Source organism: Chryseobacterium pennae (assembly GCF_003385515.1).
Taxonomy (GTDB): Bacteria; Bacteroidota; Bacteroidia; order Flavobacteriales; family Weeksellaceae; genus Chryseobacterium; species Chryseobacterium pennae.
In genome coordinates this window covers 12494-32140 of sequence record NZ_QNVT01000005.1, presented here as the reverse complement: position 1 = coordinate 32140, position 19647 = coordinate 12494, and the positions used below count along the sequence as shown (strand labels likewise).

Sequence of the window (19647 nt, the reverse complement as noted above, 5' to 3'; positions counted from 1 at the left end):
TAATTAATAATTCCGCACTGTAATATGATAACAACTTTGCTGTCTTTCTTTTATGTAATAAATTCTACCAGCATCAGCATAATGCTTTAAAACTTTCTCCAAAGCAACTTCCATTTTAGGGTTATTTTTGAGAACATTATTGAACCTTACATAAGAAATATCGAAGGAGTTGCCATAGTTGTGAGAACTTATTCCCAGTGAAGCATTGGAATTCACCCTTCTCAGCCTGCATTGATCTTCCAATGTTCTGGTAATAGATGAAACCGTAAAGGTTCCCCCTTTTGTTGCCTTACTAAATTTAGACCCAATATTTTCCAACGTAGTCTTTCCTTTAGAAACCATATAAGCTCTGCTATAATCAAGCCTCTGAATCTGGTATCCTTTTCCGGATTTCTTTATTTTATGAAACTTTCCTTTGCTGATATATTTCTGTATGGTTTTGGAGTCTTTCAATAAATGTACTCCAAAACTTTTGGAGGCATCCAGATGGGATTTATAAAGTGCTGTAGGTTCCACCTTTAAAACAGTTGTAAGATCATAACAGGGAAGCGTTTTTTTTACTGCCTGCGAATAATGTAAACTATACATAAAAGGTACAAAGACCACACAAAGAAACTTTCTCATTAACCACCACTTTAAATTAGTACCGAACAATAAAACGATTATGTTAGCTCTTTCATCAGCAGCTATAATCGTATTCCGACAAATCCCAAACAAACATTAAACCAATTTGTTTAATTTATAATATTTATTCCTTTAATTTTGAAATATTTTTTCAGTTTTAACTTTTTACTTTAAGATATAAATTCTACATTTGAGTTACATTTTTAAAATAAACAACATGATAAAAAAACTTTTTGCTGAATTTTTCGGCACATTTTGGCTTGTTTTCGGAGGTTGCGGGAGCGCTGTTTTTGCAGCGGGTGTTCCTGATATCGGGATCGGACTTTTAGGAGTTGCGCTAGCCTTCGGTCTTACTGTTCTTACAATGGCATATGCTGTAGGTCATATTTCCGGCGGTCACTTCAATCCTGCAGTTTCTTTCGGGCTTTTAGCTGGGGGTAGATTCTCTGCTAAAGACCTTATCCCTTATATTGTAGCGCAGTGTCTTGGTGCTATTGTAGCTGCAGGATGTCTATACACGATTCTTAACGGAGCCGGGGTTGTAGATTTCTCAGCACCTGGAGATTTTGCTACCAATTTCTATGGGGAAGCAGTCTACAACGGGAAAGCATTCAGTATGGGTGCTGCATTTCTGGCGGAGTTTTTATTAACTGCCTTTTTCCTTATCGTGATTATGGGTGCTACAGATAAATGGGCTAATGGTAAATTTGCCGGTATTGCGATTGGACTTGCCCTTACTTTGATCCACCTGATCTCTATCCCTATTACGAATACTTCTGTAAACCCTGCAAGATCCCTTTCGCAGGCAGTTTTCACAGGCGGATTGGCTATGTCACAACTTTGGTTGTTCTGGGTAGCTCCTATTCTTGGTGGAATTGTAGGTGGATTGATCTACAAATTCTTACTTCAGAGAGATTCTGAGGAAGTAACGGATTAATTAAATTAAAGATAAATTTTAATCAAAATAAACTATCTCGATCGAGATAGTTTATTTTTTTTATAACAATTGTAAAGTCGGAAATTTATAATAATCAATATAAAATTCCAATATTAGGTAGAAAACTGATATACAATTTTATTTTAGAATACCCAGATCCTTAAAGGCTGCTTTTGTAATTTATTTTCTACAGGCACCAAAATTTGAGCTGTTTACCTTTCTATTCTGCAGGAGTCTGGTTGCAAAAAAATAAGTTCCATCCCTATTTTCTACAAGCCAGTGCTTATTCCATTATCTCTTGTCCGGCCTGTCTTTGATCTAATAGTAAAGTGATTAAAATCTTTATTTACTGAATCCAACGATACTAATCAATTGAATAATTTGTCCTACTCTCATGGTATTAATATAAGTTCTAAAAATAAAAGACTATGTAAATAAAGACACCTTAAAAAGTTATTATTTATTGAGATTCTGCCTCTTAATAATATTTTCTAATGTTACTGATATACGTTCAATATCCCCACCATCAGGATGAAAAATCCATAAAGAATTTTGATCTCGGTAATCAATACATAAGAGCTTTGTATTTTCTGAACCGATTGTTAAGCAATTCGAAATATCTTTATAGTTCAAATCTTGTCCTTTTGGAGAGATTCTATCAGTAATCTCCAATAATGAATGTACAAACCCTTTTAATTGGCTAATGGTAAGATAAGACGTTCCGTCTACATTTATTTTTTCACAAAGCTGGTTAAGATCATACAGATTAAAGTTCTCTTCATTTGAAAAGATTGAAATTTGAGAATCGAATTCACCACTGATCAAGTAATCAAAATAGGCTAATGGGATATCAACTTTTGCTCTATCCAGAATAGCTGTCAGTTGTTTTATTGTTTTTCCTTTTTTTTCAATAGTGATATTGGGATCAGAATACCCAAACTTATCTGATTTCCATTGTACTGTATTAAACTTAAACTCTCTTGAGCACTCCGGGCAATGTATGATCATAAAAATCATTTTTTTTTCGGATGCTGAGCTTAGAAAATCATAATCATGTTTGCTTAGCTTCTTGGGTTCAATTGTTTTTCCACAATCCCAAGGGTAAGGACAAATAATATCTTCCATATTCCTTTTTCAATAGTAAATCATCTCAATGAAAATTATATAAAACAATAACTATTTACGGACAATATGATTTATATCTAACTCTTAAATAGCATCGTTATCCTGCTAATATACAAAAAGAGAGCAACAAAAAATCCTGTCTTTCCGACAGGACCTCTATTTTCTTTTTTTAAGATCAAAAGGATTTTTAAAAATGAGTTCTTCCTGTTTTCCTTTGATTTCCATTTTACGCTGAAGTAAGTTTAAAGCTATTTTTCTAATAAAAAGATCTTTATCATTAAGTTTCCAGTAAGAATCTTCGTGAAGTCTTTTTGGAGGACGGATAAGATAGAATTCCGTATTCCAGGTATCTTCATTATGATAAAACTCAATAATTCCACAATGCTCAGGAATAAGACTGGAGTCTACCATTCCCATCGGCAATAAGAAACTGAAAGCGTTGCATACATAATCTCCACAGGAAATTTTATCGTGTTTAAGAAATTTTTCTCCGGTATCTTTATTGATATATGATTTTTTAAAATCATTTTTAAAATCGCTTTTTGAAAGTTTGATCTCTATTTCATGACTTATTCCTTCTGCATCAACAATAAGAATATCGGCCTCCCAATCCGCCTGAAAATAATTCGTCAAGACGAGTTCTTTTTCAAAATCGCAGTGGGTATGGATGTATGCGTGAACAAGTTCTTCTATTTTAAGCATAATTTAGAATTTAGACCGGAGACCTGAAACCTCATACAAAGAATGTTCTTTGTTAACTAACCAACAGGCTGCAACCCCTGATGTCAGAGTGATCTATTCTTCCCAGCACCTGAAATTTATCACCTGTTATTTTACCCAGATCCTGAGTTGCAATAAAGGCACAGGAATGGATATTGGCTAAATCAATGATATTGATCGCTCCTGTTCTTCCTTCTTTTTCGTAAGAGAAAGGATCTTCTGCGTTTCTGATCTTAATCCGCATCCAATTGGGACATTGATATTCATTATTTCCAAGAGAATAAGCCTGGGATAGCAATTCTGTCATTGAATATTCTGAATAAATCGTATCGGTTTTAAAGCCCTCCTGCAATATTTTCAAAAGCTCATCTTTCGTCATTTCTTCTTTTCGCCCTTTCATTCCTCCGGTTTCGATAACGATTAGGTTTTCAAGAACATTTATAGATTCCCCGCTTCGCTCGGAATGGCAGTAATCTAAGAAATCTAACAGGGCAAAAGAAACCCCGAAAAGAATTACTTTTTTATCACGCAACTGATTTAAAAGATCAAAAAGATCGGAATGATTGTAAAGGAAATAACCGTTTTCTGACTTGTCAGATTTTTTCATCAGATAATCCACCATGTAAATTAGGGATGAATTCTGTTTTTCCAGATAACTTGGAAGCAGCCCAAGGAAAATAAAGTCTTCAGGTTTTCCAATAAACTGATCAAAGCTTTTATAAATACTTTCTTCATACAAACCTGTATTGGCTATGAAGTGTTTTGAAAGATTCATCTGCGTGGTTCCGGAACTTTGAAAAAAGAGATCTGTACTCACATTTTTATCAAGAATCTGATGATTTTTAAACATTTCAATCGGTAGAAAAGGAATTTTAGACAGATCGTCAACCTCATCAGGATTGATATTTAAAAAATCTACAAACTTCTTATATATCTCAACATTTTCATACTGATAACGAAATGTTTTCAATGTTACATTCAGGAAATCCTGCTCGGTCTGTATGTTGAATATATTCTTCGGCTCCATAATTTTTTCGATCTTCTTATTACCTCTGTATAAAGCAATTATCTTGATAAAATATTTTTATTTAATGTTTTTTTAATATATGAATCTGACTTTGGTAAACTTCTTGCAATTACTTAATCGGAATATGGATTAAAAACAGAATGAGTCCCCCACTCATTCTCAAATTACCTCTTTTTAGGGGTAATTTTTTTGTTTTATTTTTCAAAAGTCTTCAATTCAATGTCTTTTTCAAAAACGCCATAGGTAAAATAGGAAATCCAGTCTCCCAGATTGATATATTTTGAGTTTTTCCCCAAATCCAATACCATGGGAAGATGGCGATGTCCATATACGAAATAATCTATATTCTCTGTCTTCAGCTTCTCCTTAGAATAGATAATTAAAAATTCTTTATCCTCCCCTAAGAATGCTTTGTCTTCTTCTCCTGAGATCATTTTATTCTTCTGAGAAAGATACAATGCCACTTTCATGGCAATATCGGGATGAAGCCATTTAAAAAACCATTGTGCCACCGGATTGGTAAAAAGTTTTTTCATTCTCTTATAACCTTTATCACCAGGCCCCAATCCATCTCCATGGGCCAGCAAAAACTGTTTTCCACCCATTTCAAAATATTGTTTCTGGTAAAAAACCGTACATCCGATCTCTTCTTCAAGATAATCTTTCATCCAAAGATCATGGTTTCCTACAAAGAAATAAATATGGATTCCTCTGTCTTTCAGTTCTGCAATTTTCCCTAAAACACGGATGTATCCTTTAGGTACCACATGTTTCCATTCATGCCAGAAGTCAAAAAGATCACCCATTAAAAATAAAACCTGTGCATCTTCCTTGATCTGATCCATCCATCGTATAAACCTTTCTTCACGAACCTTACTTTCTTTAGGAGTAGGGGCACCGAAATGCTGATCTGAAGCAAAGTATACTTTTTTTCCAGGTTCTAAATTAATTGTTGTTTTTAACACCGTCTGAACTTTATGGGATAATATTTATTGATTGTCTTCTGCAAACCATTCTCCATAAGAGTTTTCAGTCTCATGAAGTTTAAGATAAGCCAGAGAAATTCCTTCAGGAAGTCTTGATTTTATTTTAGCTGCGATAGCATAGAGCATATTTTCACAGGTTGGCTGGAAACTGCAATAGATTACCTTGTGTCCTTTCTGTTCAAGATCATCTCCCAATTCTTTATGGGGAGTCAAGGCATTTAAAAGCACTGAATGATCCCAAACGTCTACGATCTCAGATTTTACGATACTTTTGATATCTCCGAAATCAACTACCATCCCGTTTTTAGGGTTTTCAATGTCATTAATCGGTTTTCCTTTCACTGTTACAAACAGCTTATAGGAATGTCCATGCATATTTTTACATTTCCCATCGTAGTTGTACAGTACGTGGGCTGTTTCGAATGTAAAAATTTTTGTAATACGTATCATATTGCAAAGATATGACAAAACCACTTAACAAAGAAAAGACTGTCTCTATTACAATGATTTTCAAATAAAGTTCTAATCAATTTTCAGGGCGAAATTATTATCCGGAGTTCCGTCTGTATTAGCTGTATTGTAAGGAATGGTGAGCCATCCGCTTTTATTCATCACAAACTTAAAACCATAAGTTTTTCCTTTTTCGAACTGGGATTTGGGTACTGCAACCTCAAAGACATTATTCTTTTTTAGAGTCAGCTGATAAGATACATCATTCATATTCCAGCTATTAAATGCACCTGCTACAGAAACATTCTTAATAAATTCTGTATTTGAATTTTCAGGATATTGATAGGAAAAAATCACTTTATCATTTTCTATCCTATATCCATATACTTCCTTCTTCAGATTTGGATGAGCAAAAGGTTCTGCAATCGTGATTTCTTCAGCCAGCATATAAGGATTCATCAGTTTTTTATCTATAATTCCCGCAATATGATTCACCATCTGATACATCACAGGAAATCCTTTATTTCCGTTATACATCACAACAATCGCCATATTATTATCCGGGAAGATGCTGTATGCACTTACATTTCCACCGGAAAAACCGTATGATCTTATATTATTAGAGTCTGTAATTTCCCAGCCATGCGCGAATTCCCAGTCATTATTTTTATAATTAAACGGTTTCCACATCATCTTTTTTGTTTCCGGTTTTAGAAAATCGTTTTTGCTGAAATGGATACTCCACTGTAGAAAAGCAGGAAGCGTAATCGCCAAACCATTTGCTGAATGAGATCTCACTCCATCAATAGTCATCAATTTCTCATACTGTCTTTTTTCCGGATTATAATTATACTTCCTTACTCTATTAGGAATTTTTTCAACTGAGTTGGAAGAGAACACGACCTGGTTTCTGGAATCAGAGAATTGATTTTCCAGAATATATTCTTCAAAGGTTTTGCCTGTTATTTCTTCAATGATCATCATAATCAAAAGATAATTGGTCTGATTATACCGGTAATGATCTCCGGCTTCAAACTCTATTTTTTCTTTTGACAGGCGATCAATGACTTCATTATGCGTTGCTTTCTCGGCAAAATCTTTAATATCAGCCATATCCGTTAATCCTGAAGAATGGGAAAGAAGGTTTTTCACCTGTATGTTTTGCCAGTCTTTTGGTAAATTCTCTATATATTTTGAAATCTTATCATCCACCGACAGTTTTCCTTCTTCAACAAGTTTAAAAAGCCCAACATTAGCAATTAATTTTGTAGTAGAGTAAACTCTGAACATGGACTTGGAATCCACTTTTTTATCACTTTCAAGATTTTCACGTCCATAGTATTGCTGGAATGTTACTTTATCATCTTTTACAATTCCTACAGCCATTCCAGGGATTTCATTAATCTGGATAACATTTTTTATATAACTGTCAATTATTTTTGACTGTTCTGCCGTCTGGCTGAATCCTAAAATGGATATATTAAAAAATAAGGCTGCTAAAACAGTCTGTTTCATTGTGTATCTATTCATTTATTTCTTATAAGACAAATACTAGCTTTATTATGTTACACCGAATAACATTTTTTTGATCATTGCAAAAGCTTTCATCTTTTATTTATAAAGTTTTGGCTCTGTAATTCCCCTCTGTAAAAAGACTTTTTCATTCATTTTAAAATGCCTCTCGGTCATTCCGTTATAGTATTCTTTAAGCGTAGGCAAATCATATTTAGCACGCAGTTTTTCAACATTTGCACTGTCTATTAATCCATTTTTAGGAACAGCCTGTTCAAAATTATTATAAGTTACCTGTGTACCAAACCTCTGTTTTTGATGAGTATTAACAGCTATTCGATCTTCCAGTAATGCATATTCATTTTTAGAAGCATTATTCCTATTGACTTCTTTTTGCATAGCCACAAGCATTGTTTTCTGAAATTCAATATCATGATCCGCATGCTGAATGGGCAACCAAAATTGTGTTGAATTTTCTTTTCCAACCTGTTTAAAACCTAAATAACCATACTGAGAGTAAAGCTTTTTAATTCTGTTTTGGTTATCTTTTCCTACACTGTCTCTTTTTGCCTCAAATATTTTCCAAACATTTTTCCCGTATTTTTCTGTCATATCTGCCGGGGGAATTCCTGCAAATTTCTGATCTATTTTTCCGATATAATTTAATTCGGAAATAATTTTTTCACGTTCGGAAGCAGATATATTTTTATTAGAATTACAGCTGATAAAAGTTATCGCAGCCCATGATAGTAATATTTTTTTCATATTAATTATTTATAATACTTCGAATACCAACATTCTCAACTAAATTTTCAGTTTCTCCAGCCAATTAGTTTCCAGCCGCTTTATCTTCTTCGCTTCTGTATCAAACAGAACCCAAAGTGTAGAAGAATCCACAACCAGCTCATTATTACAATAAAATTCTACTTTTCTTGGCTGCTTTGCGCCTTCAGGAGTTTGTGGATAAGTTTTTACTGTAATCATATCATTCAGGTACACCTGCTTTTTGTACCGGATGTGATGATCCAGAAGCATCCACGCATCGTTTACATATTCTGTTTTTTGCTTTAAGAGATTCCAATGCTCCGCTGCCACTTCTTCTACCCAATGCACATACTGAACATTATTAACGTGGTTGTTCTGGTCTATATGATCTTCTGTAACTCTGATCTGCTTTTCATAGACTAAATTCATTCCAATGAAATATTTACTCAAATGTATGGTTTTAAATTAAAGAAAAACGGAACCAGATGTTGATCTGATTCCGTTTTTACAATATTCAATATTCTGAATTTATTTTTTAGCTTTTCCTGCCGGCTTTGTAGCTGTTGCAGAAGCTCCCAGTTTTGCTTTTACCAGATCCGTAATATCCTCACCTCCCTCAGTATAAACAAGGTTGGAACCACGTGTTGAAACGTCAAATATATAGTTCAGCCCTTTTTCCTTGGCTACTGCAGCAACAGCATCTTTTACTTTCTGTTGTAAAGGATTGTACAGCTCAGCCTGCTTAGCTGAAATTTCTTTAGCCGCCTGTGCTCTTGTATCTTCTATCTTTTTAGCCAGATTATCCAATTCCACTTGTGCTGCTTCTAATTCTTTGGTTAAAACAGCCTTATTAGCCTCAGTTAAAGTCTTCTCTTTATCCTGTGCTGTTTTTAATTTAGTTTGATATTCAGCAATAACTTTATCAATTTCTGCTTTTTTAACTTTTGTCAGATTATCAACCGTTTCACTGGCCATTTTTACATCAGGTAAATTAGCAAAAACCTCATCAGTGCTTATATTCCCGATCTTCTGTTGAGCATTTACAGCATTAGCCGTTAAAGTTAATCCTGCTGCAATAAAAAATAATTTAATTAGTTTCATTATAATATATACTTTTTTCGAAAAATTTACTTTTTTTTTCCGTGTCCAAATATAATATAATTTTTCATTTGCTGTCATCCTGTTTTTTAGACTTAATTAAGTCATCAATATCATTATAAATCCTTCAGATCCTGCAAAGAGTTTTTCATAAAAACTGAATAAAAAATAAAGTTCTCCCCAAAAACTGGGGAGAGCTTCGAAAATATGTATAATGTAAAAAACTGACTATTTAATGAAACTGTGCTGTTTCTGTAGAATCTTTCATCGCTACGGTAGCAGAGGATCCATTGGTAACAACATTCTGAACTTCATCAAAATATCCTGTACCTACAAAAGACTGATGTTTTACTGCTCTGAATCCTTTTTCCTGTAAAGCAAATTCACGTTCCTGCAATTCTGAATATCCAGCCATCCCTCTTTCTTTATATGCTAAAGCCAATTCAAACATCGCTGTATTCAACGCATGGAAACCAGCCAGTGTAATAAACTGGAATTTGTATCCCATTTTAGCCAACTCTTCGCGGAAAGTAGACATTTCCTCGACACTCAGTTTAGCAGCCCAGTTGAAAGAAGGTGAACAGTTATAAGCTAGCATTTTTCCCGGAAACTGCGCATGAATTCCATCGGCAAATCTTTTTGCCTGCTCTAAATCCGGGTTTGAAGTTTCCATCCAGATCAGATCTGCGTAAGGCGCATAAGATAAACCACGGTCTATCCCCTGCTCTACCCCGTTTCTTACTACATAAAAACCTTCAGAAGTTCTTTCTCCTGTTACGAATTTTTTATCTCTGTCATCAATATCTGAGGTCAGTAAGTCTGCCGCATCGGCATCTGTTCTTGCAATGATGAGACTTGGAACTCCCAATACATCAGCTGCCAGACGTGCTGCAATTAATTTATTGATAGCCTCCTGAGTAGGAACCAATACTTTCCCGCCCAAATGCCCGCATTTCTTTGCAGAAGAAAGCTGATCTTCAAAGTGTACACCGGCAGCTCCAGCCTCAATCATCTGCTTCATCAGTTCAAAAGCATTCAGATTTCCACCGAAACCTGCTTCAGCATCTGCAATGATGGGCACAAGATATTCTTTATCTCCGGTTCCGCTTACAGACTGTACCTGATCTGCTCTTAATAAAGCATTATTAATTTTTTTCACCACAGAAGGCACTGAATTCGCTGGATATAAAGACTGGTCCGGATACATTTCTCCAGACAGGTTAGCATCTGCAGCTACCTGCCACCCTGAAAGGTAAATGGCTTCCAGTCCTGCATCTACTTCCTGTACTGCCTGATTACCCGTTAAGGCTCCAAGTCCTGCCACATAATCCTGGGTATTTAATTTCTCCCAGAATTTTTTAGACATTTCTGTCGCAATGGTATAATCAATTGTGTAAGAACCACGAAGTTTTAAAACTTCTGCTGCTGTATATGGTCTTTTTACACCTTTCCAACGTGGGTTTGTCAGCCAATCTTGCTCCAGAGTCTGGATTTGTTCTTGTCTTGTTTTCATAATATTTGGATTTTGTTTGTTGAATTACGGGTTCGAGATACGAGATCTGAGGTTTAGAATAATGATCTACAGATGTAAAATTCAAGCTGTAAAACACTCAAAACCCCTACTCTCAGGTTAAATAAAAGGATATGCTTTAAGAGTTAAAAATTCTTCGAAGTTTTCTGAGAACACCAGCTCATTGAAAAGTTCTTTGGCAAGATTGAACTTTCCATTTTTAAAGCGGGTTTCACCAACATATTTTTCAATATTGTCCATTTCTTCGGACTCCCACTGAAGAACCATATTTCTGGTTAATGTTCTGTCACCGCTTAATACAGCTTCATTTTTCAGCCATTGCCAGATCTGTGTTCTTGAAATTTCTGCTGTAGCAGCATCTTCCATCAGATTGTAAATAGCTGCTGCCCCTACTCCCATCAGCCAGCTCTCCAGGTACAGAATCCCTACATTGATATTTTTTCTTACTCCTTTTTCTGTAATTTCTCCTTTAGGGATTTCCAGCAGGTCACTTTCCTGTATGCTGTATTCAAATTTCTTATCGATCTGGTTTTTGGAAGGCATATACTGATCAAAAATATCTTTAGCTACCGAAACCAATGCAGGGTGGGCTACCCAAGTTCCATCATGACCGTTTTTCACTTCTCTTTCTTTATCACTTCTTACTTTTTCAAAAGCAATAGTATTAGCTTCATCATCATCCTTTACCGGAATCTGTGCAGCCATTCCACCCATAGCATGAACGTTTCTTTTGTGACAGCCTTCAATTACACTTTTTGAATAGGCACTCATAAAAGGTGAAGTCATAGTAACCTGATCTCTATCCGGAACAATGAATTCCGGAAGGTTTCTGAATTTTTTGATATATGAGAAAATATAATCCCACCGGCCACAGTTAAGCCCTGAACTATGTTCTTTTAATTCATATAAAATCTCATCAATCTGAAATGAAGCGGTAATGGTTTCTATTAAAACAGTTGCTTTAATACTTCCCTGAGGAATCCCCAGATAATTCTGTGCGAAGACAAAAACTTCATTCCACCATCCTGCTTCTTTATAATGTTCTAATTTTGGAAGATAAAAATAGGGTCCGCTTCCTTTTTCCAAAAGGTTTTTTGCATTTCTGAAAAAGTAAATTCCAAAATCAGTTAATGATCCTGATGCTTCTTCATTATTAATCTGAATATGTTTTTCAGGAAGATGCAATCCTCTTGGACGAACCAATAAAACAGCTGTTTTTTCATTCAGTTGATAAGCTTTCCCTTTTTCGTTGACAAAATCAATAGTTCTGTTAACAGCATCCGTAAGATTAATCTGTCCTTCTATACAGTTTTCCCAAGTTGGCGAACTGCTGTCTTCAAAATCTGCCATGAAAGTAAAAGCTCCTGAATTCAAAGCATTGATGATCATTTTACGGTCAACAGGTCCTGTAATTTCAACTCTTCTGTCCAGCAAATCTTCCGGCAATGGGGCACACACCCAATTTCCATTTCTGATCTCTTCTGTTTCTTTTAAAAATTTCGGAAGAATCCCCTGATCGAATTCTTTCTGATTTTTTTTCCTTTCTTCTAAAAGTTCTGCTCTTTTATGATTGAAATTCTGATGAAGGGCGATTAAGAAATCGATCAAATCCGGAGTGAAAATTTCTTCAAACTGCTTCTGAGCTGTTATTTTTAATTGAGTCTTAGTTTCCATAACATATTGATTTTGTGATTTGATGTTACAAAGATAAATAAAAATTTTCACAAACAGCGAACGTTCGCTAAATTTATTTAAAAATTATTATGCGAATAATCGCATCTATTTATTTATATTTGAGTAATGAATTCAGACAGCGACTTTATCAAGACCGTTTTCGGGCTAAAACTGAAACAGCTGAGACAAAAGAAAAATTGGTCTCTGCAGGATCTTGCCGTAAAAACCGGATTATCAAAATCTTACCTTAACGAAATTGAAAACGGAAAAAAATACCCGAAACATGACAAGATCATCCAGCTTTCTGAAGCCCTGAACTGCACTTTTGATGATCTGGTATCCACAAAGCTGGACAAAAGCCTTGCTCCGTTTAATGAAATCCTCCAATCTGATTTCTTCAAGGAAGTTCCTTTGGAATTGTTCGGGATTAATAAAAACAATCTCATCAGTATTATCAGTGACGCTCCTAAAAAAGTAACTGCTTTTATTAATGCACTAATAGAGATTTCTCAGAACTATAATCTCGGGAAGGAAAGGTTTTATTTTGCAGTTTTACGATCCTTCCAGGAATTGTATGACAATTATTTCCCTGAAATTGAAGATAAAGTAGACCTGTTCACTGAAGAAAACCATCTTCAGATTGATAAGAATTTAAAGTCTGACATTCTGGAGAATATCCTTACGGAAAAATTCAGCTATACTATTCAGTCTGAAGATTTTGAAAGATATGGAACATTAGACAATCTAAGATCCCTGTTTATTCCTGAAAAAAAATTGCTGCTTCTGAATAAAAAACTGGAAAAGGATCAGAAAACATTTATTCTGGCTAAGGAAATAGGATTCAATGTACTGGAGCTAAAGGTCCGTCCAACCACCTATTCATGGCTTGACTTCGGAAGTTTTGAAGAAATTCTGAACAATTTTTATGCTTCTTATTTTGCAGGTGCTTTATTGATTTCAAAGGAGCCTACAATTGAAAAGACCTCAGAATTTTTTCAGCAAAACACCTGGGAACCTGAGAACTTCGCCAGTCTTATCAACAGCTTTACAAACTCACCTGAAACTTTTTATTATCGCCTTACTAATATCCTTTCTGCCGAAATGGGTATTAAAGATCTTTTCTATTTATGTCTGGTAAAAAAGAAAGGATCTGAAAAGATTCAAATTCTAAAAGAGCTCCACCTTAATCACCAACAGGCTCCCCATGCCAATGCAACCAATGAGCACTATTGCAGAAAATGGATCGCTGTGAAAAACCTGCATTATTTAAAGGAAAATGAAACTCTGACAGATGCTCAGATCTCCCATTATAAAGATCAGGGAATAAGCTATCTTGTTATTTCCACCTCTCAGAAAAACCCTTTTTCTGATGGCAGCAACAGAAGTTATTGTCTGGGTATTTTACTGAATTCACAAACAATAAAAAAAATAGGCTTTATAAAATCTCCATCACTAAAAACCATCAATGTAGGAGTAACCTGTGAATCCTGCAGTATCCCGGATTGTGAAGTAAGACAGGCTCCCCCAGTTCGGTTGGAGAAGGAGCATTTCAATCTCAGTATGAAGAACTCGATTGAGAAGATAAGGAAAGAGTTCTGAACCTGAAATTTTAGAGTGGGAGCTAAAAACTATTTCATATCTTAGTAAAAACACACTTATGATATTGGACCTACTCTTCCCCAACCGATGTCTTCATTGTAACAGAATTATTGAGTCTAATCTTTTGGTTTGTGATATCTGTTTCAACCAGATTCATTTTACCCATTATGACTATTTCGAAAACAATCCTGTGAAAGAAAAATGCAGGCTTCTTTTTCCTGTTGAGAATACTTATGCTCTTATACAGTTTGAAGAAGAAAGTTTAAGCCGGAAAATTATTCATGAACTGAAATACAGAAGCAGAGAGATAACCGGAAGAATTCTTGGTGAATGGACAACCGACCGACTTGATTTCAAAAACCAAAAACCGGATCTTCTGGTAAGTGTTCCCCTTCATCCTAAAAAAATAAGGGAAAGAGGCTATAACCAGCTTCATTTATACACGGAAACCCTTTCAAAATATTATAGAATTCCCTTTGACCATCAATTAGTCAAACGAAATTATTATTCCAAAGCACAAGCCTTAAAAGATAAGCAGCATCGTCTGGAAACCATCAATACCTTTTCTGTTACTCAACCTGTAAACGGAAAACACATATTACTAATTGATGATGTCTTTACAACAGGAACCACCGTTTCATCTATTGCATGGGAGATTTTAAATGCCGGTGAGCATAACAAGGTAAGTGTGCTGGTAATGGCAATGGATGTGTAAAGAGGTTTAAAGTTTTAGATTGTGATTTACAAGCACCGTTCTTTCTATAGAAGGACTTCAGTATAATTCTCCTGTTTTTGTGTTCCGATTCTTTTGCTTAATTTTCCGGAAACAAAATAATCATGCCGAACCTGGTTTTACTACACGGAGCTTTAGGTCACTCTGAAATATTTACCCCTTATCTGGATAGTCTCTCATCCTATTTTACAATTCACACTCCTTTATTTTCAGGACATGGAAGTAATGATCTTCCTGCGGATGGAATCACTATAGAAAAATATACTCAGGAGTTGACAGAATACTGTACAGAAAATAATCTAACGGATGTACACATCCTAGGACACAGCATGGGTGGCTATGTTGCCCTTTGCTATGCTGTAAAACATCCTGAAAACATAAATTCTATTATGACTTTGGGAACAAAATTCGACTGGACAGAGGAACAGGCTTTAAAGGAAAGTAAAATGCTTAATCCTGATGTTATTCTTGAAAAAATCCCAAAATATGCACAAACTTTAGAGAAACAGCATGGCTCGAAATGGAAACAGTTACTTCCGGCTATTGCTGATTTAATGATTGCTCTGGGCAAAAATCCACCATTAAAAAATAATCTGGCTACAATTAATATTCCGGTTCAGATTATGGTAGGAGATCAGGACAATATGGTAACTATTGACGAAAGTACAGCTGTATACAGAGAGCTTCCAAATGCAAAATTGGCCGTACTCCCGGATACAAAGCATCCACTGGATAAAGTACGACCTAATTTATTGTTGAATTTAATGAAAGATTTCTGGAATCTTTCTTAAAATTATCGTTGAAGTTTTTCTCCGTAGCTTAAATCTCCGGCATCACCCAATCCTGGTGTAATATATCCTTTTGAGGTCAACTCTTCATCAATGGCCCCTACCCAGATGTGAGCGTCAGGATAGGCATTTTGTACAGTTTCTACCCCTTGTCTTGAAGCAATGGCTGCTACAATGTGAAGCTGAGTTGGGTTCCCGTTGGTCAACAAGTCTTTGATTGCTTCAATCAGGGATGCACCTGTTGCCAGCATAGGATCTGCTACGATTAAAGGTCTTCCTTCAATATTCGGACAAGTAAGGTAATCCTGTTTGATAGAGAAATAATCATTGGCATCGTGCTTTCTGTAAGCAGCCACGAAACCACAATCTGCTCTGTCAAGGTAATTAAGAATTCCTTCAAATAACGGAACTCCTGCTCTTAAAATGGTTGTAATCACCGGTTGTACTGCAATTTCCCTACTTTTAATAGTATCTAAAGGAGTTTGGATTTCAACATCTCTTACTTCCAATCCTTTACTGATTTCAAAGGCCGCAATTTCTCCGATTCTTTCCATATTTCTCCGGAATCTCATTCGGTCATGCTGAACATCAACGTTTCGAAGTTCATTAATCCATTCATTAACAAGAGAAAAATTTTGCGATAAAATAGTAAGCATGAAGATTTAGGTTTTTTAATTACAGTTAGTAAAACATTAATTGCTGCAAAATTACAACTAAAAAACGAATTTGAAGATTAGGGCATGAACTTATTGAATAACAAAAATCCCTATTTTAGGAAAACCTTAGTGACAACAATGGAAACTGAAGATTTCTATTTTGTTCTAAAAATACTGTCATTTGAGATGGAATTCTTCAAAATAAAAAATCTGGTAAGTTTCCTTACCAGATCTTTATATGAACACCTGTTCTTTTATTTTTGTCTGAAATATACTTCAATCGGAATTCCGGTAAATCCGAATTCTTTTCTCAGCTGATTTTCAGTAAATCTTTTATATGGCTCCTTCACATACTGTGGCAGGTTGCAGAAAAATACAAACTGCGGTGACGGTGTAGGAAGCTGAACACAATATTTGATTTTAATATATTTTCCTTTAAGCGCCGGTGGTGGAGTTCTTTCGAAAATAGGAAGCATTACTTCGTTCAATTTTGAAGTTTTGATCTTCTTTTTACGATCCTCATACACTTCCATTGCTACTTCTACTGCTTTCAGAATTCTTTGTTTCGTCAATGCAGAAACGAAAAGAATTGGAATATCCTGGAACTGACCGATTTTATCTTTGATCGATTGTTCGAAGTCACGCATTGTATTGGTCTGTTTATCTTCGATCAAATCCCATTTATTAACAAGGATAACGATTCCCTTTCTGTTTTTCTGAGCTAATCCGAAGATATTCATATCCTGAGATTCCCATCCCTGTGTAGCATCTACCATGATAATGACTACATCAGAATATTCAATAGAACGGATGGATCTCATTACGGAATAAAATTCAAGATCCTCATTTACTTTAGACTTTCTTCTCATTCCAGCCGTATCTACCAATACAAATTCGTGTCCGAATTTGTTGTATAACGTTTGAATACTGTCTCTTGTAGTTCCTGCAATATCAGTTACAATGTTTCTTTCAACATCCAATAAGGCATTGGTCATTGTAGATTTTCCTACATTCGGACGACCTGCGATTGTAATTTTAGGCAATCCTTCAAAAGGATCTTTGTACTCTGTTGTTGGGAAATCATTTACAATATCATCCAATAGATCTCCGGTTCCTGAACCAGTAGCAGAAGAAAGAGTGAAATATTTATCGATTCCTAACTGATAAAATTCTGTTGCAGGAAGTTCTTCTTTTGAAGAGTCTACCTTATTGATAACAATATAAATAGGTTTATTTGATCTTCTAAGGAGTCTGTAAATTTCCTGATCGGTATCGGTAAGACCTTCTTCCACATTCATCATAAAGATAATGGAAGTCGCTTCATCTATTGCTAACTGTACCTGCTTACGGATTTCTTCTTCAAAGATATCATCAGTACCTACATCATATCCTCCGGTATCAATTACGGTAAAGTCTACCCCATTCCAGTCAGATTTTCCGTAATGACGGTCTCTGGTAACACCGGCTGTAGAATCTACAATAGCCTCTCTTCTCTCTAATAAACGGTTAAAAAGCGTGGATTTCCCTACATTGGGGCGTCCAACGATTGCAACAATATTTGACATAAAAAATGTTTAATAATCCTTTTGCTATGCTAAGGATACGTTATTAATGGGTTACTCCAACTTTTGGAGCCCAATTTTTTGCAAAGATAAGTTTTTATTATTTAACATAAAGAAGGCTAAGATTGGAAGGATGAAAGATGAAAAAATGACGATGGGAGTTACTATCCTACAGTTAATCTCAGAAAATGATGTCATCAAAAAGCCTTCTGACTCTACAATATAACTTTAAAAACAGATTTATCGAAAAAAATAAAAAAAATAATTATTTGGCTATCAATAAGTAAAGCTATTCCCGCTCTATTATGTTAATTAATCTTCGATTTTGATTTTCATATTTAAAATAAATTCTATAATTTCGCAGCATCGAAACAGACCTATAGTGTAACGGTAGCACTCCGGTTTTTGGTACCGTCAGTCGGGGTTCGAATCCCTGTGGGTCTACATAAAGCCTTGTTAATCAATTGATTTTCAAGGCTTTTTGATTTTTCACTCCCGACTTTGTTCCCGACTTGAAATATTTTAATCTATCTGAACGTATTTTAATCTAAGTGACTCTAAGCACGGAAATAATGCCCGTTAATCTCAAAATAATCATACATAATGTTACGTGCTGTGGCTTCCCAATCTATCACCACGAAATTAGGAAGACCAAAAGGAATATCATTTTCGTATAATTCCTGTACAAAGTCTTCATCACTCGAATATTCGCCGTAATAAAAATTATTTACATATTCATAAATGCTTAGAAAATCCATTTTACCGAAATTATCCAAACACGCTTCGTACACTTCTACTTCATGCTCTGAATCATTAATTTGTTCAAGTACTTCGTAAATATCTTTTGATATATGGCACTCGCTCAATAAACCTAGTTTTTCAAGAATCGGACATTCATAGTCCTGAAACATAAATTCAGGATTTTGTTCATCAGAATGCAGTTCATACATTGCCTGTTGTAATTCTTCAAAATCAGAATAGTCCGAAAGGTTTAGCCATTTTCCAAATAATGAGCCATTGTTGTACTTTGCGTACGTTCCTACATAGATACTAGCAGTATCAAGACAATTTCGTAAATTTGTCATGTCAGTAATTTTAGAATAGTTAAAATTTATTGATACGCCTTGTCGCATTGCAGTGCTTCAAGGCTTTTTTATGTAAATATTGAGATATATTTTAGTAGTAAGTCGCTCGCGAAAGCAGTATAAATATACAACAAAAAGCCCATAAATACAAGCACTTACAACACTTTTTAACCAAAATATCAACCGTTGTTAAAATCTTTTTAACCACTCCGAGCACAGGAAAAGTAAAACAAGTCTGAGAAAAACAAAATCCGAGCATAGGGGACACCACGAAAAAACTACTACAACCCACACCCAAACCGTTATAGTAGGTACACACCCGATACATATTCAAAATTTTGAGATTTGGTATAGGGGCTGCATTTTTACATGAAAATTGATAGTGGGGTAAATAGTAGACCAAGTATTATACACTTTCCCGAAACTCCACAGACAAAACCACCACTCCACACACAACATCACAATCCGTCTACCAGAGTTAACCGAAATGTAGGTTTATGATGGTTAAAAGTGAGTTAGAGAGTCGATAAATATTGATATAAATTGTAGAATATATTGGTACTACGTAGAAGAAACTCTGAAAACACCTCTTTTTATAGCAGTTTGCAAAGATTGTCTGGTAAGATTGTGTAGTTTGGTTTTGGGGTAAATCGGCAGATAATATATTGACAAAATCACAGCTACAAAAAATCTATTTTTTTACGCCCAGACCAAACCGTAAACATTCCTTACCACACCCTTTAAGAATATGTATTTGAAATTAAATGTCAAAATA

19 protein-coding genes, 1 tRNA gene and 1 pseudogene are annotated in these 19647 nt (G+C 35.1%); 5 read left to right on the top strand and 16 right to left on the bottom strand.

What is annotated here, in order from left to right; genetic code table 11:
* Positions 1-3: 3 nt before the first annotated feature.
* Positions 4-624, bottom strand: coding sequence for a DUF5715 family protein (locus DRF65_RS28400; protein WP_165852187.1), 621 nt, complete (start codon positions 622-624; stop codon positions 4-6).
* A gap of 220 nt (positions 625-844) precedes the next feature.
* Here DRF65_RS28400 and aqpZ point away from each other — a divergent pair, with 220 nt between their 5' ends.
* Positions 845-1561 (top strand): aquaporin Z, encoded by a 717-nt coding sequence (gene aqpZ, locus DRF65_RS07010; protein ID WP_115970223.1) that lies wholly within the window; start codon positions 845-847, stop codon positions 1559-1561.
* Positions 1562-1741: 180 nt separating this feature from the next.
* Here the strand turns inward: aqpZ and DRF65_RS29230 are convergent.
* The 12 genes and pseudogenes from DRF65_RS29230 to aceB form a co-directional block, all read right to left on the bottom strand.
* Positions 1742-1890 (bottom strand): annotated as a pseudogene (locus tag DRF65_RS29230) (penicillin-binding transpeptidase domain-containing protein); the annotation flags it as partial.
* A 127-nt stretch (positions 1891-2017) separates the two neighbouring features.
* Positions 2018-2686, bottom strand: coding sequence for a hypothetical protein (locus DRF65_RS07005; protein WP_115970057.1), 669 nt, complete (start codon positions 2684-2686; stop codon positions 2018-2020).
* Between the two features lie 156 nt (positions 2687-2842).
* Positions 2843-3388: a hypothetical protein gene (locus DRF65_RS07000; RefSeq protein ID WP_115970056.1), complete on the bottom strand. Its 546-nt coding sequence runs from the start codon at positions 3386-3388 to the stop codon at positions 2843-2845.
* A gap of 52 nt (positions 3389-3440) precedes the next feature.
* Positions 3441-4433: a LuxE/PaaK family acyltransferase gene (locus tag DRF65_RS06995; protein WP_115970055.1), complete on the bottom strand. Its 993-nt coding sequence runs from the start codon at positions 4431-4433 to the stop codon at positions 3441-3443.
* Between the two features lie 194 nt (positions 4434-4627).
* Positions 4628-5398, bottom strand: coding sequence for a UDP-2,3-diacylglucosamine diphosphatase (locus DRF65_RS06990; protein ID WP_115970054.1), 771 nt, complete (start codon positions 5396-5398; stop codon positions 4628-4630).
* Positions 5399-5422: 24 nt separating this feature from the next.
* A complete protein-coding gene (locus tag DRF65_RS06985; RefSeq protein ID WP_115970053.1) occupies positions 5423-5869 on the bottom strand; it encodes a 6-pyruvoyl trahydropterin synthase family protein in 447 nt (148 codons plus the stop codon).
* A 72-nt stretch (positions 5870-5941) separates the two neighbouring features.
* The gene (locus tag DRF65_RS06980) at positions 5942-7384 is read right to left on the bottom strand and encodes a serine hydrolase (protein ID WP_165852186.1); all 1443 of its coding nucleotides are present in this window, start codon (positions 7382-7384) and stop codon (positions 5942-5944) included.
* Between the two features lie 96 nt (positions 7385-7480).
* Positions 7481-8146, bottom strand: coding sequence for a DUF6624 domain-containing protein (locus DRF65_RS06975; protein WP_115970051.1), 666 nt, complete (start codon positions 8144-8146; stop codon positions 7481-7483).
* Between the two features lie 39 nt (positions 8147-8185).
* Positions 8186-8596, bottom strand: a complete 411-nt coding sequence (locus DRF65_RS06970) for an acyl-CoA thioesterase (RefSeq protein WP_228438565.1) — start codon at positions 8594-8596, stop codon at positions 8186-8188.
* A gap of 78 nt (positions 8597-8674) precedes the next feature.
* Positions 8675-9247, bottom strand: a complete 573-nt coding sequence (locus tag DRF65_RS06965; protein WP_115970222.1) for an OmpH family outer membrane protein — start codon at positions 9245-9247, stop codon at positions 8675-8677.
* Positions 9248-9476: 229 nt separating this feature from the next.
* Entirely contained in the window at positions 9477-10757 is a 1281-nt protein-coding gene (aceA, locus tag DRF65_RS06960; RefSeq protein WP_115970049.1) for an isocitrate lyase, read from the bottom strand.
* 117 nt (positions 10758-10874) lie between these two features.
* Positions 10875-12449 (bottom strand): malate synthase A, encoded by a 1575-nt coding sequence (aceB, locus tag DRF65_RS06955; protein ID WP_115970048.1) that lies wholly within the window; start codon positions 12447-12449, stop codon positions 10875-10877.
* Positions 12450-12575: 126 nt separating this feature from the next.
* Between aceB and DRF65_RS06950 the strand changes: the two genes are divergently transcribed.
* The 3 genes from DRF65_RS06950 to DRF65_RS06940 all read left to right on the top strand — a co-directional run bounded on the left by DRF65_RS06950 (position 12576) and on the right by DRF65_RS06940 (position 15572).
* Positions 12576-14048 carry a helix-turn-helix domain-containing protein gene (locus DRF65_RS06950; protein ID WP_115970047.1) on the top strand — a complete coding sequence of 491 codons (1473 nt, stop codon included), beginning with the start codon at positions 12576-12578 and terminating at the stop codon, positions 14046-14048.
* 58 nt (positions 14049-14106) lie between these two features.
* Positions 14107-14763, top strand: a complete 657-nt coding sequence (locus DRF65_RS06945) for a ComF family protein (RefSeq protein WP_115970046.1) — start codon at positions 14107-14109, stop codon at positions 14761-14763.
* Positions 14764-14885: 122 nt separating this feature from the next.
* On the top strand, positions 14886-15572 hold the full coding sequence (locus DRF65_RS06940; protein WP_115970045.1) for an alpha/beta fold hydrolase: 687 nt from the start codon (positions 14886-14888) through the stop codon (positions 15570-15572).
* 2 nt (positions 15573-15574) lie between these two features.
* Here the strand turns inward: DRF65_RS06940 and upp are convergent, their stop codons facing one another.
* Positions 15575-16225 (bottom strand): uracil phosphoribosyltransferase, encoded by a 651-nt coding sequence (upp, locus tag DRF65_RS06935; protein ID WP_115970044.1) that lies wholly within the window; start codon positions 16223-16225, stop codon positions 15575-15577.
* A 254-nt stretch (positions 16226-16479) separates the two neighbouring features.
* Positions 16480-17790 (bottom strand): ribosome biogenesis GTPase Der, encoded by a 1311-nt coding sequence (der, locus tag DRF65_RS06930; RefSeq protein WP_115970043.1) that lies wholly within the window; start codon positions 17788-17790, stop codon positions 16480-16482.
* 370 nt (positions 17791-18160) lie between these two features.
* On the opposite strand from der, the gene DRF65_RS06925 reads away from it, so the two are divergent.
* Positions 18161-18231 (top strand) — tRNA-Gln (locus DRF65_RS06925).
* A 113-nt stretch (positions 18232-18344) separates the two neighbouring features.
* On the opposite strand, the gene DRF65_RS06920 is transcribed toward DRF65_RS06925, so the two are convergent.
* On the bottom strand, positions 18345-18872 hold the full coding sequence (locus DRF65_RS06920; RefSeq protein WP_115970042.1) for an antirestriction protein ArdA: 528 nt from the start codon (positions 18870-18872) through the stop codon (positions 18345-18347).
* Positions 18873-19647: the final 775 nt, after the last annotated feature.